This window comes from Rhizohabitans arisaemae, assembly GCF_025996515.1.
GTDB lineage: Bacteria > Actinomycetota > Actinomycetes > Streptosporangiales > Streptosporangiaceae > Rhizohabitans > Rhizohabitans arisaemae.
In genome coordinates this window covers 556,960-579,268 of record NZ_BLRH01000060.1, presented here as the reverse complement: position 1 = coordinate 579,268, position 22,309 = coordinate 556,960, and the positions used below count along the sequence as shown (strand labels likewise).

The 22,309-nt window shown below is 71.1% G+C and carries 27 protein-coding genes and 1 pseudogene; 21 read left to right on the top strand and 7 right to left on the bottom strand.

The features are described from left to right. Positions 1 to 22: 22 nt before the first annotated feature. The gene (locus tag RUR_RS31170; protein ID WP_283138799.1) at positions 23 to 736 is read right to left on the bottom strand and encodes a winged helix-turn-helix transcriptional regulator; all 714 of its coding nucleotides are present in this window, start codon (positions 734 to 736) and stop codon (positions 23 to 25) included. Between the two features lie 161 nt (positions 737 to 897). On the opposite strand from RUR_RS31170, the gene RUR_RS31165 reads away from it, so the two are divergent. The 10 genes from RUR_RS31165 to RUR_RS31125 all read left to right on the top strand — a co-directional run bounded on the left by RUR_RS31165 (position 898) and on the right by RUR_RS31125 (position 6,679). Then, the gene (locus tag RUR_RS31165) at positions 898 to 1,158 is read left to right on the top strand and encodes a MoaD/ThiS family protein (RefSeq protein ID WP_283138798.1); all 261 of its coding nucleotides are present in this window, start codon (positions 898 to 900) and stop codon (positions 1,156 to 1,158) included. Between the two features lie 46 nt (positions 1,159 to 1,204). Continuing rightward, positions 1,205 to 1,885 (top strand): LmeA family phospholipid-binding protein, encoded by a 681-nt coding sequence (locus RUR_RS31160; RefSeq protein WP_283138797.1) that lies wholly within the window; start codon positions 1,205 to 1,207, stop codon positions 1,883 to 1,885. 47 nt (positions 1,886 to 1,932) lie between these two features. Then, entirely contained in the window at positions 1,933 to 2,448 is a 516-nt protein-coding gene (locus tag RUR_RS31155) for a sigma-70 family RNA polymerase sigma factor (RefSeq protein ID WP_283138796.1), read from the top strand. Continuing rightward, on the top strand, positions 2,445 to 3,197 hold the full coding sequence (locus RUR_RS31150) for an anti-sigma factor family protein (RefSeq protein ID WP_283138795.1): 753 nt from the start codon (positions 2,445 to 2,447) through the stop codon (positions 3,195 to 3,197). The genes RUR_RS31155 and RUR_RS31150 overlap by 4 nt, the downstream gene beginning before the upstream one ends. A gap of 10 nt (positions 3,198 to 3,207) precedes the next feature. Beyond that, complete coding sequence (locus RUR_RS31145) at positions 3,208 to 3,615, top strand: TlpA family protein disulfide reductase (protein ID WP_283138794.1); 408 nt, start codon at positions 3,208 to 3,210, stop codon at positions 3,613 to 3,615. A gap of 42 nt (positions 3,616 to 3,657) precedes the next feature. After that, the gene (locus RUR_RS36890) at positions 3,658 to 3,747 is read left to right on the top strand and encodes an Ms5788A family Cys-rich leader peptide (RefSeq protein ID WP_428847054.1); all 90 of its coding nucleotides are present in this window, start codon (positions 3,658 to 3,660) and stop codon (positions 3,745 to 3,747) included. A 53-nt stretch (positions 3,748 to 3,800) separates the two neighbouring features. Further along, on the top strand, positions 3,801 to 4,223 hold the full coding sequence (locus RUR_RS31140; RefSeq protein WP_283138793.1) for a DUF4395 domain-containing protein: 423 nt from the start codon (positions 3,801 to 3,803) through the stop codon (positions 4,221 to 4,223). 14 nt (positions 4,224 to 4,237) lie between these two features. After that, positions 4,238 to 5,077 (top strand): sulfurtransferase, encoded by an 840-nt coding sequence (locus tag RUR_RS31135; protein ID WP_283138792.1) that lies wholly within the window; start codon positions 4,238 to 4,240, stop codon positions 5,075 to 5,077. Then, the gene (locus RUR_RS31130; protein WP_283138791.1) at positions 5,074 to 5,379 is read left to right on the top strand and encodes a DUF1416 domain-containing protein; all 306 of its coding nucleotides are present in this window, start codon (positions 5,074 to 5,076) and stop codon (positions 5,377 to 5,379) included. The genes RUR_RS31135 and RUR_RS31130 overlap by 4 nt, the downstream gene beginning before the upstream one ends. 178 nt (positions 5,380 to 5,557) lie before the next feature. Then, positions 5,558 to 6,679 (top strand): hypothetical protein, encoded by a 1,122-nt coding sequence (locus RUR_RS31125; RefSeq protein ID WP_283138790.1) that lies wholly within the window; start codon positions 5,558 to 5,560, stop codon positions 6,677 to 6,679. Here the strand turns inward: RUR_RS31125 and RUR_RS31120 are convergent. From RUR_RS31120 to RUR_RS31110, 3 genes are read right to left on the bottom strand one after another with little or no spacing between them, the layout of a single operon-like run. Continuing rightward, positions 6,632 to 7,504: a hypothetical protein gene (locus RUR_RS31120; RefSeq protein WP_283138789.1), complete on the bottom strand. Its 873-nt coding sequence runs from the start codon at positions 7,502 to 7,504 to the stop codon at positions 6,632 to 6,634. The genes RUR_RS31125 and RUR_RS31120 overlap by 48 nt on opposite strands. Next, positions 7,501 to 8,085: a hypothetical protein gene (locus RUR_RS31115; protein WP_283138788.1), complete on the bottom strand. Its 585-nt coding sequence runs from the start codon at positions 8,083 to 8,085 to the stop codon at positions 7,501 to 7,503. Before RUR_RS31115 ends, RUR_RS31120 begins: the two co-directional genes overlap by 4 nt. Beyond that, a complete protein-coding gene (locus RUR_RS31110; protein WP_283138787.1) occupies positions 8,082 to 8,678 on the bottom strand; it encodes a hypothetical protein in 597 nt (198 codons plus the stop codon). The genes RUR_RS31115 and RUR_RS31110 overlap by 4 nt, the downstream gene beginning before the upstream one ends. A 211-nt stretch (positions 8,679 to 8,889) precedes the next feature. Between RUR_RS31110 and RUR_RS31105 the strand changes: the two genes are divergently transcribed. From RUR_RS31105 to RUR_RS31090, 4 genes are all read left to right on the top strand, one after another. Then, a complete protein-coding gene (locus RUR_RS31105) occupies positions 8,890 to 10,917 on the top strand; it encodes a hypothetical protein (RefSeq protein ID WP_283138786.1) in 2,028 nt (675 codons plus the stop codon). Positions 10,918 to 11,032: 115 nt separating this feature from the next. Continuing rightward, complete coding sequence (locus RUR_RS31100; RefSeq protein WP_283138785.1) at positions 11,033 to 14,119, top strand: ATP-binding protein; 3,087 nt, start codon at positions 11,033 to 11,035, stop codon at positions 14,117 to 14,119. 230 nt (positions 14,120 to 14,349) lie between these two features. Further along, positions 14,350 to 15,597 carry a MurT ligase domain-containing protein gene (locus RUR_RS31095; protein ID WP_283138784.1) on the top strand — a complete coding sequence of 416 codons (1,248 nt, stop codon included), beginning with the start codon at positions 14,350 to 14,352 and terminating at the stop codon, positions 15,595 to 15,597. Then, complete coding sequence (locus RUR_RS31090; RefSeq protein WP_283138783.1) at positions 15,587 to 16,306, top strand: type 1 glutamine amidotransferase; 720 nt, start codon at positions 15,587 to 15,589, stop codon at positions 16,304 to 16,306. The genes RUR_RS31095 and RUR_RS31090 overlap by 11 nt, the downstream gene beginning before the upstream one ends. On the opposite strand, the gene RUR_RS31085 is transcribed toward RUR_RS31090, so the two are convergent. Beyond that, on the bottom strand, positions 16,300 to 16,662 hold the full coding sequence (locus RUR_RS31085; RefSeq protein WP_283138782.1) for a DsrE family protein: 363 nt from the start codon (positions 16,660 to 16,662) through the stop codon (positions 16,300 to 16,302). The two genes, RUR_RS31090 and RUR_RS31085, sit on opposite strands and share 7 nt — an antisense overlap. A gap of 194 nt (positions 16,663 to 16,856) precedes the next feature. Here RUR_RS31085 and RUR_RS31080 point away from each other — a divergent pair, with 194 nt between their 5' ends. The 5 genes and pseudogenes from RUR_RS31080 to RUR_RS31060 all read left to right on the top strand — a co-directional run. After that, a complete protein-coding gene (locus RUR_RS31080; protein WP_283138781.1) occupies positions 16,857 to 17,348 on the top strand; it encodes a heme-binding beta-barrel domain-containing protein in 492 nt (163 codons plus the stop codon). A gap of 5 nt (positions 17,349 to 17,353) precedes the next feature. Further along, positions 17,354 to 17,665 carry a DUF2470 domain-containing protein gene (locus tag RUR_RS31075; protein ID WP_283138780.1) on the top strand — a complete coding sequence of 104 codons (312 nt, stop codon included), beginning with the start codon at positions 17,354 to 17,356 and terminating at the stop codon, positions 17,663 to 17,665. Positions 17,666 to 18,013: 348 nt separating this feature from the next. Continuing rightward, positions 18,014 to 18,445, top strand: a complete 432-nt coding sequence (locus tag RUR_RS31070; RefSeq protein WP_283138779.1) for a Fur family transcriptional regulator — start codon at positions 18,014 to 18,016, stop codon at positions 18,443 to 18,445. A 9-nt stretch (positions 18,446 to 18,454) separates the two neighbouring features. After that, complete coding sequence (ygfZ, locus tag RUR_RS31065) at positions 18,455 to 19,456, top strand: CAF17-like 4Fe-4S cluster assembly/insertion protein YgfZ (protein WP_283138778.1); 1,002 nt, start codon at positions 18,455 to 18,457, stop codon at positions 19,454 to 19,456. Positions 19,457 to 19,573: 117 nt separating this feature from the next. After that, a pseudogene (locus RUR_RS31060) lies at positions 19,574 to 19,717 on the top strand (ferredoxin); the annotation flags it as partial. A 52-nt stretch (positions 19,718 to 19,769) separates the two neighbouring features. On the opposite strand, the gene dtd reads toward RUR_RS31060, so the two are convergent. Continuing rightward, a complete protein-coding gene (gene dtd, locus RUR_RS31055; RefSeq protein WP_283138776.1) occupies positions 19,770 to 20,195 on the bottom strand; it encodes a D-aminoacyl-tRNA deacylase in 426 nt (141 codons plus the stop codon). A 133-nt stretch (positions 20,196 to 20,328) separates the two neighbouring features. Here dtd and RUR_RS31050 point away from each other — a divergent pair, with 133 nt between their 5' ends. Then, complete coding sequence (locus tag RUR_RS31050) at positions 20,329 to 21,225, top strand: asparaginase (RefSeq protein WP_283138775.1); 897 nt, start codon at positions 20,329 to 20,331, stop codon at positions 21,223 to 21,225. Positions 21,226 to 21,266: 41 nt separating this feature from the next. Beyond that, complete coding sequence (locus RUR_RS31045; RefSeq protein ID WP_283138774.1) at positions 21,267 to 21,956, top strand: SGNH/GDSL hydrolase family protein; 690 nt, start codon at positions 21,267 to 21,269, stop codon at positions 21,954 to 21,956. Here the strand turns inward: RUR_RS31045 and RUR_RS31040 are convergent. Continuing rightward, positions 21,943 to 22,248: a DUF2516 family protein gene (locus RUR_RS31040; protein WP_283138773.1), complete on the bottom strand. Its 306-nt coding sequence runs from the start codon at positions 22,246 to 22,248 to the stop codon at positions 21,943 to 21,945. The genes RUR_RS31045 and RUR_RS31040 overlap by 14 nt on opposite strands. Positions 22,249 to 22,309 lie beyond the last annotated feature (61 nt).

Sequence of the window (22,309 nt, the reverse complement as noted above, 5' to 3'; positions counted from 1 at the left end):
GTGCGGCCGGCGCATGCCGTGGTCAGGCGTGGGTGTCGACGGCCGGTTCGGGGTGCTCGCCGCCGCGGTCGGGGACGAAGCGGTAGCCGACGTTGCGGACCGTGCCGATCAGGGATTCGTACTCGGCGCCCAGCTTGGCCCGCAGCCGCCGTACGTGCACGTCGACGGTCCGGGTGCCGCCGAAGTAGTCGTAGCCCCAGACCTCCTGCAGCAGCTGGGCGCGGGTGTAGACCCGGCCGGGGTGCTGGGCGAGGTACTTGAGGAGCTCGAACTCCTTGAAGGTGAGGTCGAGGATGCGGCCCCGCACCCGGGCGCTGTAGGTGGCCTCGTCGATGGTGAGGTCGCCGCTGCGGATCTCGTCGGGGCCCGCTTCGGCGGTGAGCTGGGCGAGCCGTCCGATCGCCAGGCGGAGCCGCGCCTCGACCTCGGCGGGGCCCGCAGTGTCGAGCAGCACGTCGTTGACGCCCCATTCGGCGGTGAGGGCGGCCAGACCGCCCTCGGTGACGACCACCAGGAGGGGGCAGGTCATCCCGGTGGTGCGCAGGAGGCGGCACAGGCTGCGCGCCTGGGCGAGTTCGCGGCGGGCGTCGACGATGACGGCGTCGGCGGGTTCGACGTCGATCAGGGCGGAGGCCTCCGCGGGGGCGACGCGGACGGAGTGCAGCAGGAGCCCCAGCGCCGGCAGCACCTGTGCCGACGGCTCCAGCGCGTTGGTCAGCAACAACAGGTTGCTCACAGCGCCTCCTCAGCCTGAGCGTGCGGACCTGGTGTCGCGTGCGCACAACGCCGTACAAACGCAACAAGGACCCGGGGGCGGCTTTGCCCAGGTCCCTCAGTAGGTCAGGATATCCGAGAGGGCTGACGCAGCCACGTGACGTCCACATGGTGGGAGGGTTCATGCGACGAGGGACGATCCGCTACTGGGCCGCGGCCAAGGACGCGGCGGGTGTGGCGGAGGAGCCGTTCGCCGCGGACACCCTTGCCGAGGTGCTGGCGGAGGCGGTACGGCGACACGCCGATTCGCCGGAGTTCTCCAGGGTGCTCCGCCGCAGCTCGATCCTGATCGACGGCGATCCGGTGGGTCTGCGGGCACCTGCGGACATCATGGTGAAAGACGGGGCGACAGTTGAGGTTCTGCCCCCCTTCGCGGGCGGGTAGCACGGGTAATGTCGGATCGAATGATCTTCTCGCCCGAGGGAGACAGATGCGTAAGCTGATCGTTGTCTTCATCCTCTTCGTGGGTGTGCTGGCCGTGGTCGACCGGCTCTTGGTGGACGCCATCGAGAAGGACATCTCCCGTGAGATCGCCGCGAGGTTCAATCTGAGCGAGCAGCCCGAGGTCGTGATCGAGGGCATCCCCTTCATCACCCAGGCGGTGGCCGGCCGCTACGACGAGATCACCGTGACCATCGGGCCGGTGGCCCGGGACGGCATGCGGCTGCAACGGGTCGAGGGGAAGCTGTACGGCGTCACCGCCCCGCTGTTCCGTCTGATCACGAACGCGGCCGAGGTCGACGTCCGGGCGGAGCGGGCGACGGGGACCGTGCTCGTCTCCAAGGACGTGCTCGCGGCGAGGGCGCCCCGGGGGGTCACGCTGGAGAGCTCCGACGGGGAGCTGACGGCCGCCGGGCAGGTCACGGTCGTCGGGCGCCCCGTCCAGGTCAAGGCGGCCCTCAAACTCGACGTGGTCGCGGGCGGGATCCGGGTCACCCCGGTCAACGTGCAGTTCGCGAACGGGATCCCGGTTCCGGGGGTGGATCGGCGCCTCGCCTTCACGATCCCGGTGCGCAACCTCCCCCTGGGGTTGAAGCTGACCGAGGTGCGGAGCACGGCCAAGGGCTTGGAGATCAAGGGCGAGGCGACGAATCTTCCGCTCCGCGGATAACCGGGCCGATCGGTGAACCGCCGGGCCCGCCCGCACGTGTTTACGATGTGGGTCAGGCCGGAACCGCCGACGAGAGTCTGATGCGGGCGCTCTTCGATGATCATGCCGGGCCGCTGTTCGGATACGTCCTGCGTCTGACGGGGGACCGTCAGCGGGCCGAGGACGTGGTGCAGGAGACGCTGCTGCGCGCGTGGCGCAACCCCCGGGCGCTCTCCGGCCGTCCGATCCGCCCGTGGCTCTTCACCGTGGCCCGTAACATCGTCCTCGACCTGCATCGGGCCCGCCAGGCGCGTCCTCCGGAGACCGGGGACGACGCGCTCGCCGTACTCCCCGCACCGGAGGACGATCTGAACAGGGCGCTGGATTCGTGGGCGGTCGCCGACGCGCTCGGCGCGCTCCGGCGGGAGCACCGCGCGGTACTCGTGGAGGTCTACTACCGGGGGCGCTCGGTCGCCGAGGCGGCGGCGGAGCTGGGCATCCCTGCGGGGACGGTGAAATCCCGGACCTACTACGCGCTCCGGGCGTTGAAACTGGCGCTGGAGGAGCGGGGGCTCGCGCCGTGAGAAAAGCCTGTGACGATGTGAGGCTGCTGCTCGGCGGCTATGTGCTGGACGCCGTCGGGGCGGGCGACCGCGCGATCGTCGAGGCGCATACCCGGATTTGTGAGTCATGTCGGGCGGAATTGGCCGAGCTGGCGGCGCTCCCCGCCTTCTTGGGCATGGTCACCGAGCGAGAGCTGGAGCAGGCGGTGAGCCCGCCGCCGGAGCTGCTGGAGCGCGTCGTCGGCCTGGCCTCCCGGGAGCGGGGCCGCCGTCGGTTTCGTTCCCTGGTCGCGGTGGCGGCGGCCACGGTCGTGGCGGCGTCGCTCGGCGCGGTCTGGGCGATCTCGGGCGAACACCGGGAGACGATCCGGGCCGTTCCCGCCGTGTCCCCGAGCGTGCGGACGCCCGTGCCCACCCGCACCCCGGAACCCTCGGTGACGATCGACGCCCGAGACCAGGCGACCAACGTCTCGGCCCGGCTGCGTATCAGTCCCACCCCGGGCGGGACCGCGGTCGAGATCCGGCTCACCGGGGTCCCGGTGGGCACCCGGTGCAGCCTGATCGCCATCAGCAAGGACGGCGGCCGGGAGCGGGCGGCGAGCTGGCGGTTCGGCAAGGGCGACTATCGGGAGAACGGAACGTTCGTCGGCCGGACCGGGTTCGCCGGTGATCAGCTCGCCGCTTTCGAGGTGCTCTCCACGAAGGGGACCAGAATCCTCTGGATTCCGGTGGGGTCACGCTGGAATGGCGGCGGCGGCTCCGGGGGTTGACAATGGTGGCATGTCCGGATGGGTGGCGTTGGCAATCACGGTGGTGCTCGGATCATTGATTGGTATTGTCCGGCTGCGCCGTGACGGAAGGCTGAAAGTGATCGACGCGGAGTGCTTCACCGCAGACGACGGAGTGGTACTTGGGGAGCGAGCCACCCTTATCCAGTTTTCTAGTGCTTTTTGTCAGCCTTGTCGGGCTACGCGGAGAATTCTGAAGGATGTTGCCGATTCTGTGGCGGGTGTGACACATGTGGAGATCGACGCGGAGTCGCACCTCGACCTGGTCCGGCGGTTCAACGTGCTGCGCACTCCGACGGTTTTCATCCTGGACGCGGGGGGCCGGGTTGTCCGCAGAGCCTCGGGCCAGCCGAGGAAGGCGGATGTTATCGCGGCGCTCGGCGCGGCGATCGTCTCGTGATGCGGTTGGGATGTGACAGATGCTCAGTCGGCGGGTAATGTCATGGCCATGCATCCCATGACAGAGCTTCTCACCAAGAGGCGCGCGGTTGATTTCTGCCGCGTCGCCGGCATGCTCTGTCGCACGGCCTGAGGGTGATCTAAACCCGGTCCGGAAAGCACTGCGTCCCTCTCTAGGAGCGTGCGATGCAAGTCGACCCCCGTGCAATGCGATTCACAGCGGCCGTGACGACCGCGGTTCTCGCGGTTGTTCTCGTCACCGGATCCGGCTGGTTGCTGGTGGCCCAAGCCGCGGTGTTCGCGATTGCGGTGGTCTTCGGAATGCGCGCTTCGCCGTATGGCTTTCTCTTCAGGAAATTCCTGCGACCCCGTTTGACGCCACCGAGTGAGATGGAGGCGGAGGCGCCCCCACGATTCGCTCAGGGCGTAGGGCTGCTCTTCGCGGTCGCCGGGATTCTCGGGTACTTCACAGAGATCACATCACTGGCCGTCGTCGCCACCTCCGTGGCGTTGCTGGCCGCCTTCCTCAACGCGGCTTTCGGCTTCTGCCTAGGCTGCGAGACATATTTGATCATTAGACGATTCCTGCCTGCTGGCAAAACCGCGTAAAACGGAGGTTTCCCATGAGCCGTTCCGCCGTACTGGTGGACGCCGACTGGGTCGAGGCCCACTTGGACGACTCTGGCATTGTGCTTGTCGAGGTCGACGAGGACACAAGCGCCTATGACAAGGGTCACATTCGTGGCGCCGTCAAGGTCGACTGGAGGAAGGACCTGCAGGACCCGGTCCGCCGCGACTTCGTGGACAAGACCGGCTTCGAGGCCCTGCTCTCCGCTCGGGGGATCGGCAACGACGACCTCGTCGTGCTGTACGGGGGCAACAACAACTGGTTCGCGGCCTACGCGTACTGGTACTTCAAGCTTTACGGCCACCAGAACGTCCGTCTGCTCGACGGTGGCCGCAAGAAGTGGGAACTGGACTCCCGCGAGCTCGTGAAGGACGTTCCCGAGCGTCCCGCGACCCAGTACGTCGCCCAGGACCAGGACCTCTCGCTCCGCGCCTTCCGCGACGAGGTGATCGCGGCCATCGGCAAGCAGAACCTGGTGGACGTCCGGTCCCCCGACGAGTTCACCGGCAAGCTGCTCGCCCCCGCCCACCTGCCCCAGGAGCAGGCGCAGCGCGGTGGCCACATCCCCACGGCCCGCAGCATCCCCTGGTCCAAGGCGGCCAACGACGACGGCACGTTCCGCGCCGACGACGAGCTCCGCGACCTCTACGCGGGTGAGGGCGTCGATTTCAGCAAGGACACCATCGCCTACTGCCGCATCGGCGAGCGTTCGGCCCACAGCTGGTTCGTGCTGCACGAGCTGCTCGACCTGCCGAACGTGAAGAACTACGACGGATCATGGACGGAATACGGTTCGCTGGTGGGCGTGCCGATCGAGCTGGGAGAGGCGCGATGAGTACGGCTGTAGGATGCGGAGCACCGGAGCAGAGTGTGACCCTCCCGATCGGAGTGGATCTGTCGTCGCAGTCCGTCATCCAGGGACGGGTGACGGGGAGCGGTGGGACGGCCTACGCCCGTCTCCTCGACTCCACCGGTGAGTTCACCGGCGAGGTCGTCGTCTCCGACGAGGGCGTGTTCCGCTTCTTCGCGGCGCCCGGGTCGTGGGTCGTCCGGATCATCGCCGCCGGTGGCCGTACCGCGGACGTCGTGGTCGAGGCCAGGCTGGGCGAGGTCTCGCAGGTCGAGATCGAGGTGTGATCCGGCGCCGTCCGGATCGATGAGCTAAGCGTGTGGGAGCGTTCTGGCGCGGAGTGCTCCCGGACGCGCAGGCGCGGAGAGGTCGGTCGTCCCCGGTCGGGGCGCCGGCCTCTTGGCGTGTTCAGGCCCTAGTCAAGATCGACGATCAGAGGCGGAGGGGACCGATAGCATGCGGCCGGTGTCCGGATCGTCGCCGTGGTCGGTACCTCTCCGCGCCCTGCTCCTCTCGGGTCGTTTCGTCCTCCCGCTGACCATCTGGTTCAGCGCCGGGTACGTCGGCCGTACCTGGCTGGCCATGGGCGGGGCCCGGTTGGAGGCCGTCCCCGCGGCCAGGCTCCGGCTGGTCGCGCTGACCTTGCTGTTCTGCCTGCTCGCCATGGCCTGTCTCATGGTCACGGTCGGCATGTTGCGGAGCATGCACCTGCCGGTGAACGGGGATTACCCGCAGAGCCTGGACCGGGCGGTCGTCCCGTTCACGGTCATCGCCCTGGTGTGGGGGCTCCCGGCGGCCGACGCCCGGGCCTACCATGCCCGGCAGGAGGAGGCCGGTGTGTTCACGGGCCTCGCCGGGCTGAGCCTGTGGTTCGCCGTCGCCGTCGTGTCCTCGGCGGTCGCCCTCTGCATCGTCCTCACCCAGTGGTATCGGCTGCGCGGCAACCGGGTCGCCGCCACCGGCGCGGTCTTCTGCAAACTGACGATCACCGTCTTCGGGCTGATCGCCCTCGGTCATCTGCTCGCCGGCCCGTTGACGTGGCTCGGCGACCGGGTCGTGGTGGCCGGCGCGGGGGAGATCCTCGGCCTGCTCGGGCTGGACGCGCCGCGGAACCCGTGGGCGCAGGTCCCGCCTTACGTCCGGGACGGGCTGCTGCTGCCGCTGATCTGGCTGACCACCGCGATCCTGGTGTACGGGGCTCCGCCCGGCTCGGGGCGCAGGCACGGGTCCCGGGGCCGGCACGGCGCCGGGGCGGCCTCCCGCGGCGCGGGTGTCCTCGCCGGTCTCCGGCTGCTTCCGCGGATCGGCGTCGCCCTGCTCGGGTTGTTCGTCCTGTGCTACGTGGCGGTCAAGGTCGGCGCGGATTACGCCGAGCGCGGGGTGATGCATCTCATCGGGAACGAGCATCCCCAGCTGTTCTGGAACGTGATCGACATCCCGCTCTCCTTCGCCAAGGATCTGATCGTGACCGTGCTGACGCTGGGTCTGCTCGGCGCCGTCTGCGAGTCGGCCGTATGGCGGCATGTCCCCCGGGGGAGGTCAGCGGGCGAAGCGGAGCCCCGTCGGGTCGTGCGGGTAGGCCCGTGACCGGATGACGAGCTCCACGTCGCGGGCGACTTTGGCGGGGACGGCGGAGACGAGCTCGAACCGCCCGGCCCGGCCGGTGCGCAGGGCGAGCGGCCGTCGGACGATCTCGGCGGTCCACGCCTTCCCGGTGGAGTCCCGCACCTCCAGATCCCTGGGCATCGTCGCGGCGGTGACCCCGCTCCGGTCGAGGGGGACCACGTCCAGCTTTATCAGCAGCCAGGTCCGCGCGGGGCCGGGTGGGCTGGCCGGGGGGTTGGGCAGCGGGCCGACCGAGGCGCGCCACCGGGCGCCGTCGAGGAGACCTTGGCCGCCCGTGGCCACGGTGTGCAGGGCCTCGGCCGGGAGCGCCGCCCGGTAGGAGGTGAGCGTCGTCCACCAGTTGAACCCGACGCCTCCGGCGATGAGCGCCGCCACGGCGAGCAGCTGGAGGCCGAACCGGAGTGGTCTGCCGCCGCGACGCGCGGCGCGCCTGAGGCGACGCGCACCGGGTTGCGGGCGCGGGGGGCGTGCGACCCGCACCTGAGTCTTGGCCCGCGCCCGGGACGCGGTCCGAGCCGGGGGTGTGGTGTACACCGGGGGCGGCGTGTGCTCCCGGTGGAGTGGCGGCGTGGTGGCGGGCGGCGGAAGGAGGGCGACGGGCGCGGCGAGGGGTACGGGTCCGTCGACGGGGACCGCGGCCAGGGGCTGGGTCTGCGGGTCCTCGGGGGGCGGCCACACCCGCTGATCCGGTCGCGGGGTCCGTTCGGTCTCCGGGTGGGCGGCGTGTCGTGGCCGGGGCGGGGTGAACCAGGCGGAGGCGCGGGGTTTCGGGCGCGGGCGGATCATCCGATCACCACGGTGTTCTCCCGGGCTTCGGCCGCCATCCGGGTAGCCCCGGCCTCGTCCAGGCCGAGGTCGAGCTCGGCCTGGGGCAGGAGCCGCTCACCGAGCGGGTTGACCGCCGCCTCCATCACGATGATCTTCGCGCCGCGGAGCGCCGAGGCGGGCACCTCGAAGACGTAGAACCCCGACCGCCACCAGCTGGGCTGGAGCGACTTGGCGCTGAGCGTTCTGGCCGGGGAGACCTTGTCGGTGTGGTCGTAGCGCAGGCCCGACGCGGTGCGCAGATAGGCGGTACGCAGCGTGGTGACGCGCTTGAGGGAGGTGGCCCCCACCATCGCGATCAGGAAGAGGTGCTCGGTCTCCACGGTGACGGACCGGCCGTCGAGGTTTCGGTAGGTGACGGATCCGGCGCTCTCCAGGCGTTCCAGCCGTACCGCGAAGTTTTCGGTCCGGATCACTTCGCGGAAGCCGCCGGTGACGCCGAGGGGCGCGGTCCGCTCGGCGGGGCTCAGCGCGTGCGTCTGCGCGAACACGGCTCCCCCGATCAACGCCAACCCGATCACCAGGCCCAGGAGCCGCTTCATGTCGCCCTCGGGGTGAGCAGGACCTGCGCGATCACTTTCCTCGCCGGACGCCAGCGCCGCGCGGCGTCCACGCTCCGGCCGCGGTCTTCGTAGGTTCCCACGTCCACCCGCAGCCGGGTGGGCGGGGTGGCGCCGGAACGCAGCTCGTAGGCGAGGACCACCCGCGCCATCAGGTTCGGGTGCAGCTGGGTGGAGAGCCCGTTCCTGCCGCGTACGGCGACACGCGGGGTCTGGGCCATGGCGCCGGCCTTGAGAACGTCGTTCAATGTCTGTACCGGCACCGTGCGGTCGGAGAGATTGGTGACCTTCAGGTGAACCGTCAGCACTCGACGGAGGGGATCGGAGATGCCGGGTTGACCCTGACCTACGGTCGCGGCGACGAACTCGGTCCTGAATCGCCCCTGGTCGACGATCGCCCCGCGTTTCAGCTGGAGCGGTGGGCGCGGCTCGGACCGTTCGAACCCCCCGGACACGACGACGGCGCCAAGCGTGATCGCCGCGGCGGCGAGGACCACGGGGAGGAAGACCCTCCGGCGTCGGCGCCGCCGTACCCCTCTCCGTGAGCGTGCGCCGGTGCTGGGGGATGACGTCATGGCATGGCATGCTAACGGGCGCTCAACGCCTGACTCGTGGTATTCATCCCCTTGGTAGAGGTATCCATCCCTATTGGTAGCGGAAACGCGGTCGACCTAAGGAGCGGGAGCGAGCGTGGTGCGTCCTCTTTGCCAGAACCCTGCCCGATTGAGCGTTCCAACTCATACGCTGTCCCGAGGGCAAGGCTGAAGTCTGTACGGAGGTCTCGAGGTGGCCGAGGTGCAACCCGAAGACCGCGCGCAGCATAGCCGGCTCCAGGCCGACCGGATCTACCTGGGCTGGCAGTATTCGCTGCTGTACGCGGACCCGGGCCCGCCCCCACGACGTCCCACGCCCGGCCGGACCCCTGAGGCGCCGAGCCGGTGGGGGCCGCGGGAACGCCGAGCCGAGGATCTGCTCAACCGGCCGGTCAAGATGTTCCGGGGCCTCATGGCGGCGCTGGGCCTGCTCTTCGTCGTGCTCTTCCTCACCGACATGCTGTTCTGGCCGTTCGCCCTGCTCGGGTTGCTGGCGACCCTGGGGGTCGGGGGCATCCTGACCTTCATGGTGGGGCAGGGGGAGCGCGCGGTGCGGTCGCAGATCGCCGACGAGGAGGCCAAGCTCGAACGGCGCCGCCGGGACCGCGACCGGGAGCTCCACGTCGCCCAGGAGGAACACGCGCGGCGGTATCGCGAGTGGGAGGTCCGCCGGGACGCCTTCGACACCCAGCACAGCTGGTACGCGGTCGCCGTACCCGACGAGATCGACCGGGTCGACGTGGTGGGCGGCACGCTCAACGGGTGGTCGGCGCTGGTCACCCTGCTCGGCGCGACCCGGCTCTACTCCGGCGGGCACCTCACCGTCCTGGACCTCTCCGAGGGGTCCGTCGCGGGCGACCTCATCGAGCTGGCCCGGCGGGGCGGGGACGAGCCGCTCGTCTGGGTGCTCCCCGTCGACCTGCCCCGGCTCGACCTCGGCGCGACCCTGGAGCCCGCGGCCTTCGCCGACGTCCTCGCCCAGGTGGTGAGTGTGAGCGAGGACGCGACCAGGGACCTCTCGTTCGACAACGCGATCCTGGAGCGGGTCCTGGAGGTCCTCGGCGAGCACGCCACGATCAACCAGGTCACCGCCGCGCTCCGGGCGCTCGCCCAGGTCGGCGACCCGCGGGACGACCTGCGCAGCGGCCTGCTCACCGTCGCGCAGCTGGAGCGGATCGGCACCCTGTTCGGGCGGGGCGCCGTCGACCGGGTGGTGATCGAACGGGCGTGGGCGATGGAGGCCCAGCTCCGCAAGCTGGAGACGCTCGGCGCCCAGGCGGTCCGCCTGCCCCCGGCGCGGCTCCGGGTGGTCTCCACCGACCGGCAGTCGGGGATCTTCGGCAACCGGGTGCTCGGCACCTATGTGGCGACGGCCCTCACCCACATTCTCCGCCAGTCGCCTCCGGTGGACCGCCCGTGGCAGCACACGATCATCGTCGCGGGGGCGGACAAGCTCCGCGGCGACGTCCTGGACCGGCTGATGGACGCCTGCGAGTCCTCGGGTTCCGGCCTGGTCCTGACCTACCGCTCGTTCACCCCGGCGGTCCGGGAACGGCTCGGGCGGGGCCACGCGGCCGTGGCCTTCATGCGGCTCGGCAACGCCGACGACGCCAGGGTCGCGGCCGAGCACATCGGCACCGAGCACCGGCTGGAGATCGCACAGCTCACCGAGGCCTGTCCGGTCGGCGACCACGTGGCCGAGCCGTACGTCTCCACGGTCTCCGGCGAAGCCCGTACCACCGGCGGGGACGGCCCCTGGCTCGGGCTCGGGCGGCTCGGCAACGGACGGGACACCCTGCCCGAGGACATCACCTCCTCGGGGTGGGGCCGGCAGGGCGCCGAGGAGCTCTCCCAGACGATGCAGCGGAGCCGGGAGTTCATCGTCGAGCCGCACGAGCTCCAGCAGCTGCCCACCACCTCGGTGATCGTCACGCACGCCACCGCCACCGGGCGCCGGGTGCTCCTCGCCGACTCCAACCCCGCGATCCTGACCTTCCCCGGGACCACGCTGAGCGAGTTCGAGGAGACCAGGAGGGCCGCGCTGCCCGGCCCGCGGCCCGGGACCGAGCCGAAGGACGGACCCCGGCGCAGGCACGCCCGAGACGAGGCCGGCGACCCCGGCCTCACGGAGATCCCGGAGGTGCCGGAGGACCCGGATGAGCGCCCGCCGCCCAACCTCGGGCCGCCGCCGCGCCGACTGGACTGGCGCCGGGGCCGCTGACGCATACCCCAGACGTCCTTGATCGTCGGTACTTGTGCGGTAAGCGCATCGCAAACCCTTGTGGCATAAGGCTTTGCGACTTGATATGCAGACAACCGTGTCTTCAGCTTCTCGTATGCCGAACCCCTTGTGCGGACCGTGGTATCGCATCCAGGCCATCACGGCCCCCTCCCGGAGCGCCTCCGCGGAGTGGGACTTCGTCACGGTGCTGCCCGCCGTCCTGTCCGCGGCCCAGCGGAGCCGCCCGTTCGTCATCGGCTGGCTCTCACGCGGGGCCGGTGCTCCCCTGGAGCTGATCACGAACGCGGGCCCGCTCACCCCGCCCCGGCCGCCGCGGCGGGCCCGGATGGTCAACGCCGAGCCGGACCCGGGGCCGAACTCCGAAGGGGTCCGGGGGACGAGCCGGCCGCTGCTCTTCCCCGGTGGGGCGCGGGGCATCCTCATCGGCGACGACTGGCTCGACGACCTCGCCGACCTGGTGTGGACCCCCTGTCCGGGCCGTCAGGCGCCGCCGCTGCAGAGCCGCAGGGAGCCCGAGGGCGACGAGGTCAAGCGCCCCACGCTGTTCGAGTCGACGCTCACCACCTTGATGAGCAGGCCGTTCGGCTGGGTGGTGGTGGCCGAGCCGACCGATCTGCTGGACAGCGAGGTGAGTCATCTCCGCACCCAGCTCAACGTCTCCCGGCAGTTCGCCGAGGCGTCGGAGCGCTACCGCTTCGACACGGAGCGGGCGGAGCGGCGGATGCAGGAGCTGGACGCGTTCCGGGAGGCGGGGCTCTGGCACGTCCGGGTGCTCGCGGGCGCCGCCAACCCCGACGAACTCCGGCAGATCGCCCCGGTCCTGGTGGGTTCGGTGGAGATGAGCCATCACCCGTACCGGCTGCGCAGCGCGCTCTCCGGCCCGTCCCGCACCCAGCTGGCCGAGCCGGTCTACACCTTCGCCGAGGCGCTGCACGTGGGCGTCCGGGACCCGGCCGACGAGGCGGTGTCGCCGTTCGCGGCGACCGCGGGCGCCCTGGTCGCCCTCGCCGGGCTGCCCAGGCGCGAGGTTCCCGGGCTCCGGGTGCTGGACAGCGGCTTCTTCGACGTGACGAGCGAGTCGGAGGGGCGCGACCCGGAGGACCGCCTGATCGACCTGGGGGAGATCCTCGACGGGCAGGACCGGGCGGTCGGGGTGTTCGGGGTCCCGCTCTCCACCCTCAACCGGCACGCCTTCGTCACCGGGGCGACCGGCAGCGGTAAGTCGCAGACCGTACGGCATCTGCTGGAACAGCTCACCCGGGCCGGTATCCCCTGGCTCGCCATCGAGCCGGCCAAATCCGAGTACGCCGCGATGGCGGGGCGGCTCGACTCGGTCGCCACGGTGACGGTGATCAACCCCTCGGCGCCGGACGCCGTGCCGCTCAGCGTCAACCCGCTCGCGCCGGAGCCGGGCTACCCCGTACAGGCACACATCGACATGGTCCGGGCGCTCTTCCAGGCGGCCTTCGACGCCGAGGAGCCGTTCCCGCAGATCATGTCGCTGGCGCTGCAGCGCGTCTACGAGGCCAACGGCTGGGACGTGGTGACCGGAGGGGGGATCCCGGGCGCGGCCGTCCAGCCCGCCGTGCCCACCCTGGAGCAGCTGCAGACGCAGGCGCTGGAGGTCATCCAGGAGATCGGGTACGGCAAGGAGGTCCAAGCCGACGTCGAAGGGTTCATCTCGCTCCGGCTGAGATCGCTGCGCGTCGGCTCGGCGGGCCGGTTCTTCGAGGGTGGTCACCCGGCCGACATCGGCGGGCTCCTCCAGCGCAACGTGGTGCTGGCGATCGAGGACGTCGCCAACGACGAGGACAAGGCGTTCCTCATGGGGACCTTGATCATCCGTATCGTGGAGCACCTGCGGATGCGGGCCCGGCAGGAGCGGGCCGGCGGGCTGCGTCACGTCATCGTGATCGAGGAGGCGCACCGGCTGCTCCGCCAGCGAGGGTCTCAGCGGGCCTCCTCGCACGCCGTGGAGCTCTTCGCCGGGCTGCTCGCCGAGATCAGGGCGTACGGCGAGGGCATCGTCGTCGCCGAGCAGATCCCCACCAAACTCGTGCCGGACGTGGTGAAGAACACCGCGCTCAAGGTGGTCCACCGGCTGCCCGCGGCCGACGACCGGGAGCTGGTCGGCGCGGCGATGAACCTCGGCGAGGGACAGTCCCGCCAGGTGGTCTCCCTGGAGCCGGGGGTCGCCGCGGTGTTCGCCGACGGGATGGACCGTCCGCTCCGGGTCCGGGTCCCGTTGGGGGAGGGCCGGGAGCGGAACCTGCCGGGGCCGGTGCCGCCGATCTGCGGCCGGCGGAGCGCCGCCTGCGGGCAGCAGTGCCGGGACGGCCGGGCCTGCTCGCTGTACGAGCTCCGGGAGGCCGATCTGCTGGCGAGCGCCCCGGAGTGGGCCTGGCTCCGCGTCTGGACCGACGCGGTCGTCCTGGCGTTCTGCGCCAACCGCCCGCTGCCCGGGGTCCCCCGGGTCCTCGCCGACATCTGGGCGGAGCTGCCCGACCGCCGGCGGGAGTGCCTGCTCGCCACCGTGATCGAACGGGCGGTCGCGCGCCGCGCCTGGTCCCTGCGGACCTGCTTCGACCCCGGGCTGCTCACCGAGCAGGTCTGCCGGACCGCCACGCTGCTGCTCACGGGGGACGACGGGACCGACCGGCGCCCCGCGGGCGAGCGGCAGGGGGCGGCGTGGGTCATCCCGCAGATCCGCTGGCTGCACGAGGTCGACCGGCTCTTCCCGTACGGCCATCCGGCGCCCGACCTGCGCAGCCCGGCGCCGCCGATGGAGTACCCGCTGTTCGGCCTGGACCCGGCGGGCCGGCCGTACACCGGGGAGGGGAACGGGCGGCGCTCCGACGGATCGGCGTCCTCCCGGCCGCAGCCCCGGGCCGAGCTGCTCGGGCATCGGGCCAAGGCGCTCCGGCACCACCCGCTCTCCATGGAGGTCGACCGGAATCGCGCCCTCGCCTGGCGGGCGATCCTCGGGGACGACGAACACGAGAGCATCCAGGCCGACGTCGCCGCGGTGGCGATCGGGGTGGAGCCCCGGGACCGGGTCCGCCACGTGGCGCAGACCATGGGCGCGGCCTGGCTGGAGACCGTGCTGTCGTGGCCGCACCGGTTCGTGCTCCCCTTCGAGGACTCCGGCGACGCCACCGAGCTCTCCTTCTCCGACGGGTAAGGCCGGGCCTCTCAACGGTGGTCGGCGCCCGTGCTCCTGTGATCCTTGTGCTGTGCGCACCCTCCGGGGTCGCAGATCACGACGATCGTCCGGGGCCTGTGGCTTGGGTCCGGCCACGCGTGATCGTTGCGGTGTGTGTGCCCTCTGGGGGGCGCAAACCACAACGATCATGTGGCGGCGGTCGGCGTCCGGCGCGACGCGGGACGCAGAGAGGCGGCTAGGATCGCGACATGACTCAGCTTCCGTTGCGGGCTCAGCTCGCGGCTGCCCTCGGCCGTACCGCAGCGGCTCTGTCACGGGCCACAGGGCGCGGTGACGGCTCCGTTATCGGGGGACGTATCGGCCTGGTTTTCGAACCCGACCTCCTCCGCCAGCTGGCGGCGGACCGCAAGCTGGTGTTGGTCAGCGCGACGAACGGCAAGACCACCACGACCCGTCTCATCACCTCGGCCCTGGCCGAGCTGGGCGGCGTCGCCACCAACGCCTTCGGGGCCAACATGCCGGCGGGTCACGTCTCCGCCCTGGCCGAGGACGCCGAGGCGCCGTACGCGGTGCTGGAGGTCGACGAGAAGTACCTCCCCGAGGTGCTGAACACCACGGGGGCGAGCGTCGTCTGCCTGCTCAACCTGAGCCGGGACCAGATGGACCGGGCGGCCGAGATCTGGCTGCTCGCCCAGAAGTGGCGCAACGCCTTCGCCGAGGTGCGCACCCATGTGATCGCGAACGCCGACGACCCGCTGGTGACCTGGGCCGCGTCCACCGCCTCCAGCGTGACCTGGGTGGCGGCCGGGCAGCGGTGGCGGGACGACTCCTGGTGCTGCCCGGTCTGCGGCGGACCGCTGGACCGCAGGGACGACGACGCCGACTGGGCCTGCCGGGAGTGCACCTTCCGGCGCCCCGAGCCGACCTGGGTCCTGATGGAGGACCACGATCTGGTCGTCGACCCGCGGGGGGCGCGCTGGGCGCTGGAGCTCCGGCTGCCCGGCCGGGCCAACCAGGCCAACGGCGCGATCGCGCTGGCGACGGCGGAGGCGTTCGGGCTGCCCCCGGCCAGGGTGCTCGGGCGGCTGCGGGACGTGCGCTCGGTGGCCGGGCGCTACACCAGCGTCGAACGGGACAACCGGGAGATCCGGCTGCTGCTCGCCAAGAACCCGGCGGGCTGGCTGGAGGCGTTCGGCGTCCTCGATCCGCCGCCGGTCCCGGTGATCCTCGCGGTCAACGCGCAGGGCCCGGACGGGCGGGACACCTCCTGGCTGTGGGACGTCGACTATCGGGTGCTCCGGGGGCGTCCGGTCCGGGTCACCGGGGAGCGCCGTCTGGACCTGGCCCTCCGGCTCGACATCGCGGGCGTGCCGTTCGAGCTCGCCCGGGACGTCGACGACGCCGCGGCCACGCTGCCCGTGGGGGGCAAGGTCGATGTGATCGCCAACTACACCGCGTTTCAGCAGATTCGAGCGGAGTTCGGCCGTGCAGTCTGACAAGTTACGACTGATCTGGATCTATCCGGACCTGTTGAGCACGTATGGGGATCAGGGCAACGTGCTCGTCCTCGAACAGCGGGCCCGCCGCCGGAACATCCCGGTCGAGACCGTCTACGTCCGATCCGCCGACCCCATCCCGGAGCAGGGGGACGTCTACCTGCTCGGCGGGGGCGAGGACCGGCCGCAGATCCTGGCCGCGGCGCGGCTCCGGCGGGACGGCGGCCTGGGCCGGGCGGTCGAGCGCGGCGCCTCGGTGTTCGCCGTCTGCGCCGGGTACCAGCTCATCGGCACGGTCTTCGGCGGCGAGGAGGGCCAGCCGGTGGAGGGGGTCGGGCTCATCGACATCGGCAGCCGCCGCGGTGAGCGCCGGGCGGTCGGCGAGATCGTCGCCGAGGTCGACCCCGAACTCGGCGTGCCGACCTTGACCGGTTTTGAGAACCATATGGGCGTGACCGACCTCGGTCCCTCGGTCCGGCCGCTCTCCCGGACGGTCGTGGGGACGGGCAACGGGGACGGCACCGAGGGGTGTTACAGCGGGCGCGTCCTCGGTACCTACCTGCACGGGCCGGCCCTCGCCCGTAACCCCGGCCTCGCGGACCTGCTCCTGAGCTGGGCCATGGGTGTCGAAACCCTGCCGCCGATCGACGACACCTGGCACGAGCGCCTGCGCGACGAGCGCCTCGGCACCGTCCTCGGCCGTCAGTAGACCAGCGCCTGGGCACCCTCGGCGATGCACTCCTCGACGAAGGTCGGGGCGCCCGCGATGCGCACCCCGGCGATCACGTCCTCGGGGCCGATCTCCCGCCTGGCGGCGCATTGGGTGCACAGGGTCACCTGGCCGGCCGCCAGGACCGCGTCGAGCAGGTCGGCGAGGGGCACCGCGTGCGGGAGGGCGAGCTCCTTGGCCCGCCCGGGCAGCGCGAACCACGAGGACTCCCCGCTGAGCCAGAGGGATACCGGGACGCCGCTCGCCAGGGCGGCCGCCGCCACCGTGAACGCCTGATTGCACCGCTCCGGGTCGTCGGCCCCCGCGGTCACCTTGATTACCAGTGATCGTGCCATATGGGCACCCTAACGGCTGTGGATGAGGGGACGTATGTCCCTTGAGGTCTGTCGGGGCCATCATCTCAGCTAAGCGACCATTTCTTGAAATGTCGCCTTTGTTGGGACTAGCTGGATCGGTGACGACGCGATCGGCCCCGGGGAACGGGGTCATACCGCGCGCCGGGTGCCGGATCCCTCTAGGCTCACGTGCCATGCACGAACCCGAGCCCCATCCCGACCTCGAACACCTCGCCTTCCTCCTCGGCCGCTGGGAAGGCGCGGGGGTCGGGGGGTACCCCACGATCGAGAGCTTCAACTTCGGCCAAGAGATCGTTTTCGGCCACAACGGGAAACCGTTTCTCAGCTACCTGAGCCGGACCTGGCTCCTCAACGAAGCGGGAGACCGGGTGCGCCCGCTCGCCACCGAGTCGGGTTTCTGGCGCCCGCGACCCGACCGCCAGGTCGAGGTGTGCCTGGCCCACCCCACCGGGATCGTCGAGATCTATCTGGGCGAGGTGGTCTTCCACAAGATCGAGCTCCGTACGGACGTCGTCGCGCGGTCGGCGTCGGCCAAGGAGTACAGCGCCGGGCACCGGCTGTACGGCCTGGTCAAGGGTGACCTCATGTACGCGTACGACATGGCCGCGGCCGGGAAGCCCCTCCAGTCCCACATCTCCGCGCATCTGAAGCGGGTGGGAGACTGAGCGGTATGGAGACGCTGTTCACCCCCGACGTGGTCGACGCCGTCAGACGGCACATGAACGACGACCACCGTGACGACGCGCTGCTGATCTGCCGATCCCTGGGCGGGCGGCCCGACGCGACGAGCGCGGAGACGACGGGGGTGGACGCGGCCGGCATCGAGTTCGCCGCCGCGGTTCCGGAGGGCACGGTGACCTTGCGCGTGCCGTGGAGTGAGCCGGTGACCGAGCGCCGCCAGGTGCGCCTGGAGGTCGTCCGGATGTACCGGCAGGCCTGCGCCGCCCTCGGCGTCACCCCGCGGGCCGCCGCAGAGCACTGAGCTCGGCGTGAGGGCCGGCGAAACCGCCTCGGGTTCCCATCGCAGGCGATAGGAGACCCCTGGGCGTGCTCCTCCCGTACGGGAGGGCCGGTCGGACCAAAGGTGCGTGCACTCACCTTCCGGCAGCCCAGGGGCCGGTGGCGTCTTGGATTCGCCGGACGTCGCCTTGACGTCTGTGGGTCCAGAGTCAGCGCGTCCTAGCGGACCGCCACCTCGCAAGTCCAATAACTGTCAACCATGTTTTCGGACCACCTCCTTTCGGCGTACCTAAAACCTATGCGGCGGCGTTTCGCCCGGCAAGTGATTTCCCGGGCACCCGTTCTCCGCCCGTCGCCATAGACTCTTGGCATGGCCGAGACTGCCCACGAGTCGTGGCATGAGGAGCTGCGGGCGCGCGGCTACCGCGTCACCCCCCAGCGCCAGCTTGTGCTGGAGGCGGTCGCCGAGCTGGTGCACGGCACCCCCGAGGAGATCTGCTCCCGCGTTCAGCAGACCGCCCGCGGGGTGAACATCTCCACCGTCTACCGGACCCTCGAACTCCTCGAGAAGGTCGGGATGGTCACGCACACCCACCTCGGGCACGGTGCCCCCACCTACCATCTGGCGACCGAAGCGGACCACAGCCATCTGGTCTGCCGGGGCTGCGGCGAGGTCACCGAGGTCCAGCCCGAGTCGGTGGCGAGTCTGGTCGATCGGCTCCGGGCCGACCTGGGGTTCGAAACCGACGTCCGGCATCTCACGGTCTTCGGCCGCTGCCGGGCGTGTCAGACCCCGGGATAGGCTGAAGGGGTGGACAGCCCAGACAGCCCTCTGCTCACCCTTCCGGGCGCGGTGCGCGCGGAGTCGCCGAACGATCACGTCGCCGCACACTACGGCGATCCGTACGGCGAGCAACGCGCCCTCGTCCGCGGTGAGGCGTGGGTGGATCGCAGTGATCACGGCGTGGTGCGGATCTCCGGCGCGGACAGGCTGAGCTGGCTCAACAGCCTGAGTTCGCAGAAGGTGGACCGGCTCTCGCCCGGCGAGCGCGCCGAGACGCTCATCCTCGACCTGCAGGGCCGGGTCGAGCATCACCTCACCCTGGTGGACGACGGTGAGGCACTCTGGATCCACGTCGAGCCCGGTACGACCGAGGCCCTCGTCGCCTACCTGGACTCCATGCGGTTCATGCTCCGGGTCGAGGTGGCCGACCTCACCGCCGAGTACGCGCTGGTGAGCGGGTCGCCCGCGACCTTGGCACCGATCCCGGGCGCCCCCGAGGGGATCGCGATCGGGGCCGACACGCTGGTTCCCCGGGCGGAGCTGCCCGAACTGGCGGGCCGGTTGCGCTGGGCCGGTCTGTGGGCCTACGAGGCGCTGCGGATCGAGGCGCATCAGCCTCGGCTCGGCCGGGAGACCGACCACAAGGCGATCCCGCACGAACTCGGCTGGATCGGCCGTGCCGTCCACCTCTCCAAGGGCTGCTACCGGGGCCAGGAGACGGTGGCCCGCGTCCACAACCTCGGTCATCCGCCGCGCCGCCTGGTCTTCCTCCACCTGGACGGCAGCGTCGACACCCTGCCCGAGCACGGCGCACCGGTCGAGTCGGACGGCGTCCAGGTGGGGTTCGTCGGCTCGGCGGCCCGGCACCACGAGCTGGGGCCGATCGCGCTTGCCTTGGTGAAGCGGACCGTCCCGGTGGACGCGACCCTGATGGCGGGGGGCGTGCCCGCGAACCAGGAGGTCATCGTCCCGCCGGACGCGGGACGCAATGTCCAGATCGACCCGGCTCTTCGCCGCAGCATCCGCTGACGGGCTCCCGGCCCGGGAGTGGCGGGTGGACTTCGCCGGGTACGGCCTCAGGCGGCCCGGGGCAGCCGACCGGGCCGTACGGTCGTCTCCGCAGGTCGCCCGTGATGCGTCGGGGCCGGATTGTGCGTGCTCACCGCGCCGAACATCTTCGATCAAGACGAGGGCGACGGCAGGGTGGTGCTGCTTATCACCTCTACCAAGCCGAAAGACATCGCGGCCGTGACGCAGGCGGCCCGGCTGTGCTGCCGCACGGCGACTTGACGACCGGGTCCGGCGCAGCCCGTACCGAGTCGGGTGTGCCCGGGGTGATGGGTCAGACGTCGACGACCAGGGTGATGGGGCCGTCGTTGACGAGGGAGACCGCCATGTCGGCGCCGAAGACCCCGGTTTCCACCCGGGCGCCGAGGGCGGTGAGCTCTTTGACGACCGCATCGACGAGCGGTTCGGCCTGCTCCCCGGGGGCGGCGGCCTGCCAGGTGGGGCGGCGGCCTTTGCGCGTGTCGCCGTACAGCGTGAACTGACTGATCACCAGGAGGGGCGCGCCGAGGTCGGCGCAGGACTTCTCCCCGGCGAGGACGCGCAGCCCCCAGAGTTTGGCCGCGAGGCGCCGGGCTTCGCCCAGGCCGTCGGTGTGGGTGACCCCGACCAGGACGAGGAGGCCGGGGCCGTCGACGGATCCGACGACGGTCCCGCCGACCGAGACCGAGGCCGAGCTGACTCGTTGAACGACTGCGCGCATGGGGAGGGATTCTCCCAGGTGCCGGTGGGCTACCGTGACGCGACGCCCGAAACGGGGGCGAACAAGCACTTTCGCCTATCATCCTCGGGGAGCCGATCCGGGACCGGACGCTCCCGCGCGAGAAGAGGGACAGATGATCGTCGAAGTGATTCGGTCGGGGTTCGTGGAGTCCGTCCACCACGCCCGGATGATCGGGTTTGACGCCGCCGGAACGGTGGCGCTGCTCCGCGGGGACGCGGAGCGGCTCGTCTCCCCGAGGTCGGCGATGAAGCCGCTGCAGGCCGTCGCGATGGTCCGGCACGGGCTGGGGCTGCGCGGGGAGCTGCTGGCGCTGGCCGCGGCGAGCCACTCGGGCGAACCGTTTCACGTGACCGGGGTCCGGCGGATCCTGGCCGAGGCGGGCCTGGACGACGGCATGCTGCGCTGCCCGCCGGCGCTTCCGTTCGATCCCGAGGCGGCGGACGACGTGATCCGCGGGGGCGGGGCCGCGAGTCCGGTCTATATGAACTGCTCGGGTAAGCACGCCGCGATGCTCGCCACCTGTGTTCGCAACGACTGGTCGCCGGAGGGGTACCTCGCCCCCACGCACCCGTTGCAGCGGGCGATCCGGGCGACGGTCGAGGAGTACACCGGGGAGCTGGTCGCCGCCACCGGGGTGGACGGCTGCGGTGCGCCGCTGTTCTTCGTCTCGCTCGCCGGGGTGGCGCGGGCCTACCGGATGCTGGTCCGCCTGGGCGAGGGGGAGGTCGCCGACGCCATGCGCGCGCACCCGGAGTGGACGTCGGGGACGGAACGCGATGAGAACCGCCTGATGCGGGCGGTCCCCGGGCTGCTGGTGAAGTCGGGCGCCGAGGGGGTGGTCGCCTTCGCCCACGACGACGGGCGGTGCGGGGTGGTCAAGGTGGAGGACGGCGCCAAGCGCGCGCAGACCCCGTTCTCCGTGGCGGCGCTGCGGGAGCTGGGGTTCACGGTGCCCGATCTGCACCCGAATGAGATCAGAGTTCGGCCCGAGGCGGCCCCGGCTGGGTAGAATTCCACCTCTGATCTTGAGGGCCGGGAGGCGTGAACGCGGTGAGGGTTGTTCCGCTCCTGGTCACGGCTTGCCTGCTCACCATGGTGATCGGCTGCGGCGCCACGCCTGAGCGGTCCGGTGCCGGGCCGGAGCGGTCCCGGCCGCAGGTGGTCATGTTCATCGGCGACAGCTTCGCGAGCGGCTGGGGGAGCGTCCCGCCGGAGCGGAGCTATGCGACGGAGACGGCGCGCCGGCTGCGCTGGCAGATCATCGTGGCGGCGGCGCCGGGTACCGGTCTGGTCGCCCGGGGCAGGGTCGGCAAGGACTTCAGCCAGATCTTCGAGCGGGAGCTCGCCTGGCGGCCCCGGCCCGATCTGCTGGTCGTCTCGGGTGGGCACAACGATCGGCGGCATCCCCCGGAGAAGGTGGCCGCGGGGACGACCCGGCTGCTGGAGCGGATCCGGCACCGCTGGCCTCGGGTGCCGGTCGTGCTGGTCGGCCCGATCTGGATCGGGGACGCCCCGGCGGCGGGGAGGCGGGTGCGGGACGCCATCGCGGGGGTCGCCGTCCGGGCGGGGGTGCCGTTCATCGATCCGATCGGCGAAGAATGGATCAAGGGTGATCCGCGGGCGGGGACCGGGGAGGCGGCGCAGCTCGCGCTCAAGGACGGGGTCCACCCGACCGCCGAGGGGCATATGCGCCTCGCGGAGTGGCTCTCCGCCGGGGTACGGCGGGTCACCAGGAGCTAGAGCCGCCCTTGCCGATCTGCTTCACCGCGGGCCAGACGTCCACCCGGTAGATCGTGGTCGCGATCACCGCGGCGATGGTGAAGATGCTCAGCGCGCTGATGTACTGCACGGCGGCGGCGAGCCCGAAGAGCGTGGCGAAGCCGAGGATGATCAGCCAGATCTGCTTGGTCTGCTTGCCGGCGTACGCGAACGCCTGAGCCGGTCTGCGGGCCGCGTCGATGAGCGCCCAGACCGCGAACCCGAACACGGCGATCGCCAGGAACCAGAAGATCAAGTCCAAAACATCGTGCATCATGGCTCCATTTCACTCGGCGGTTTCAGAGTACCCAAAAGGACCCGCCCCCGGCGACGAG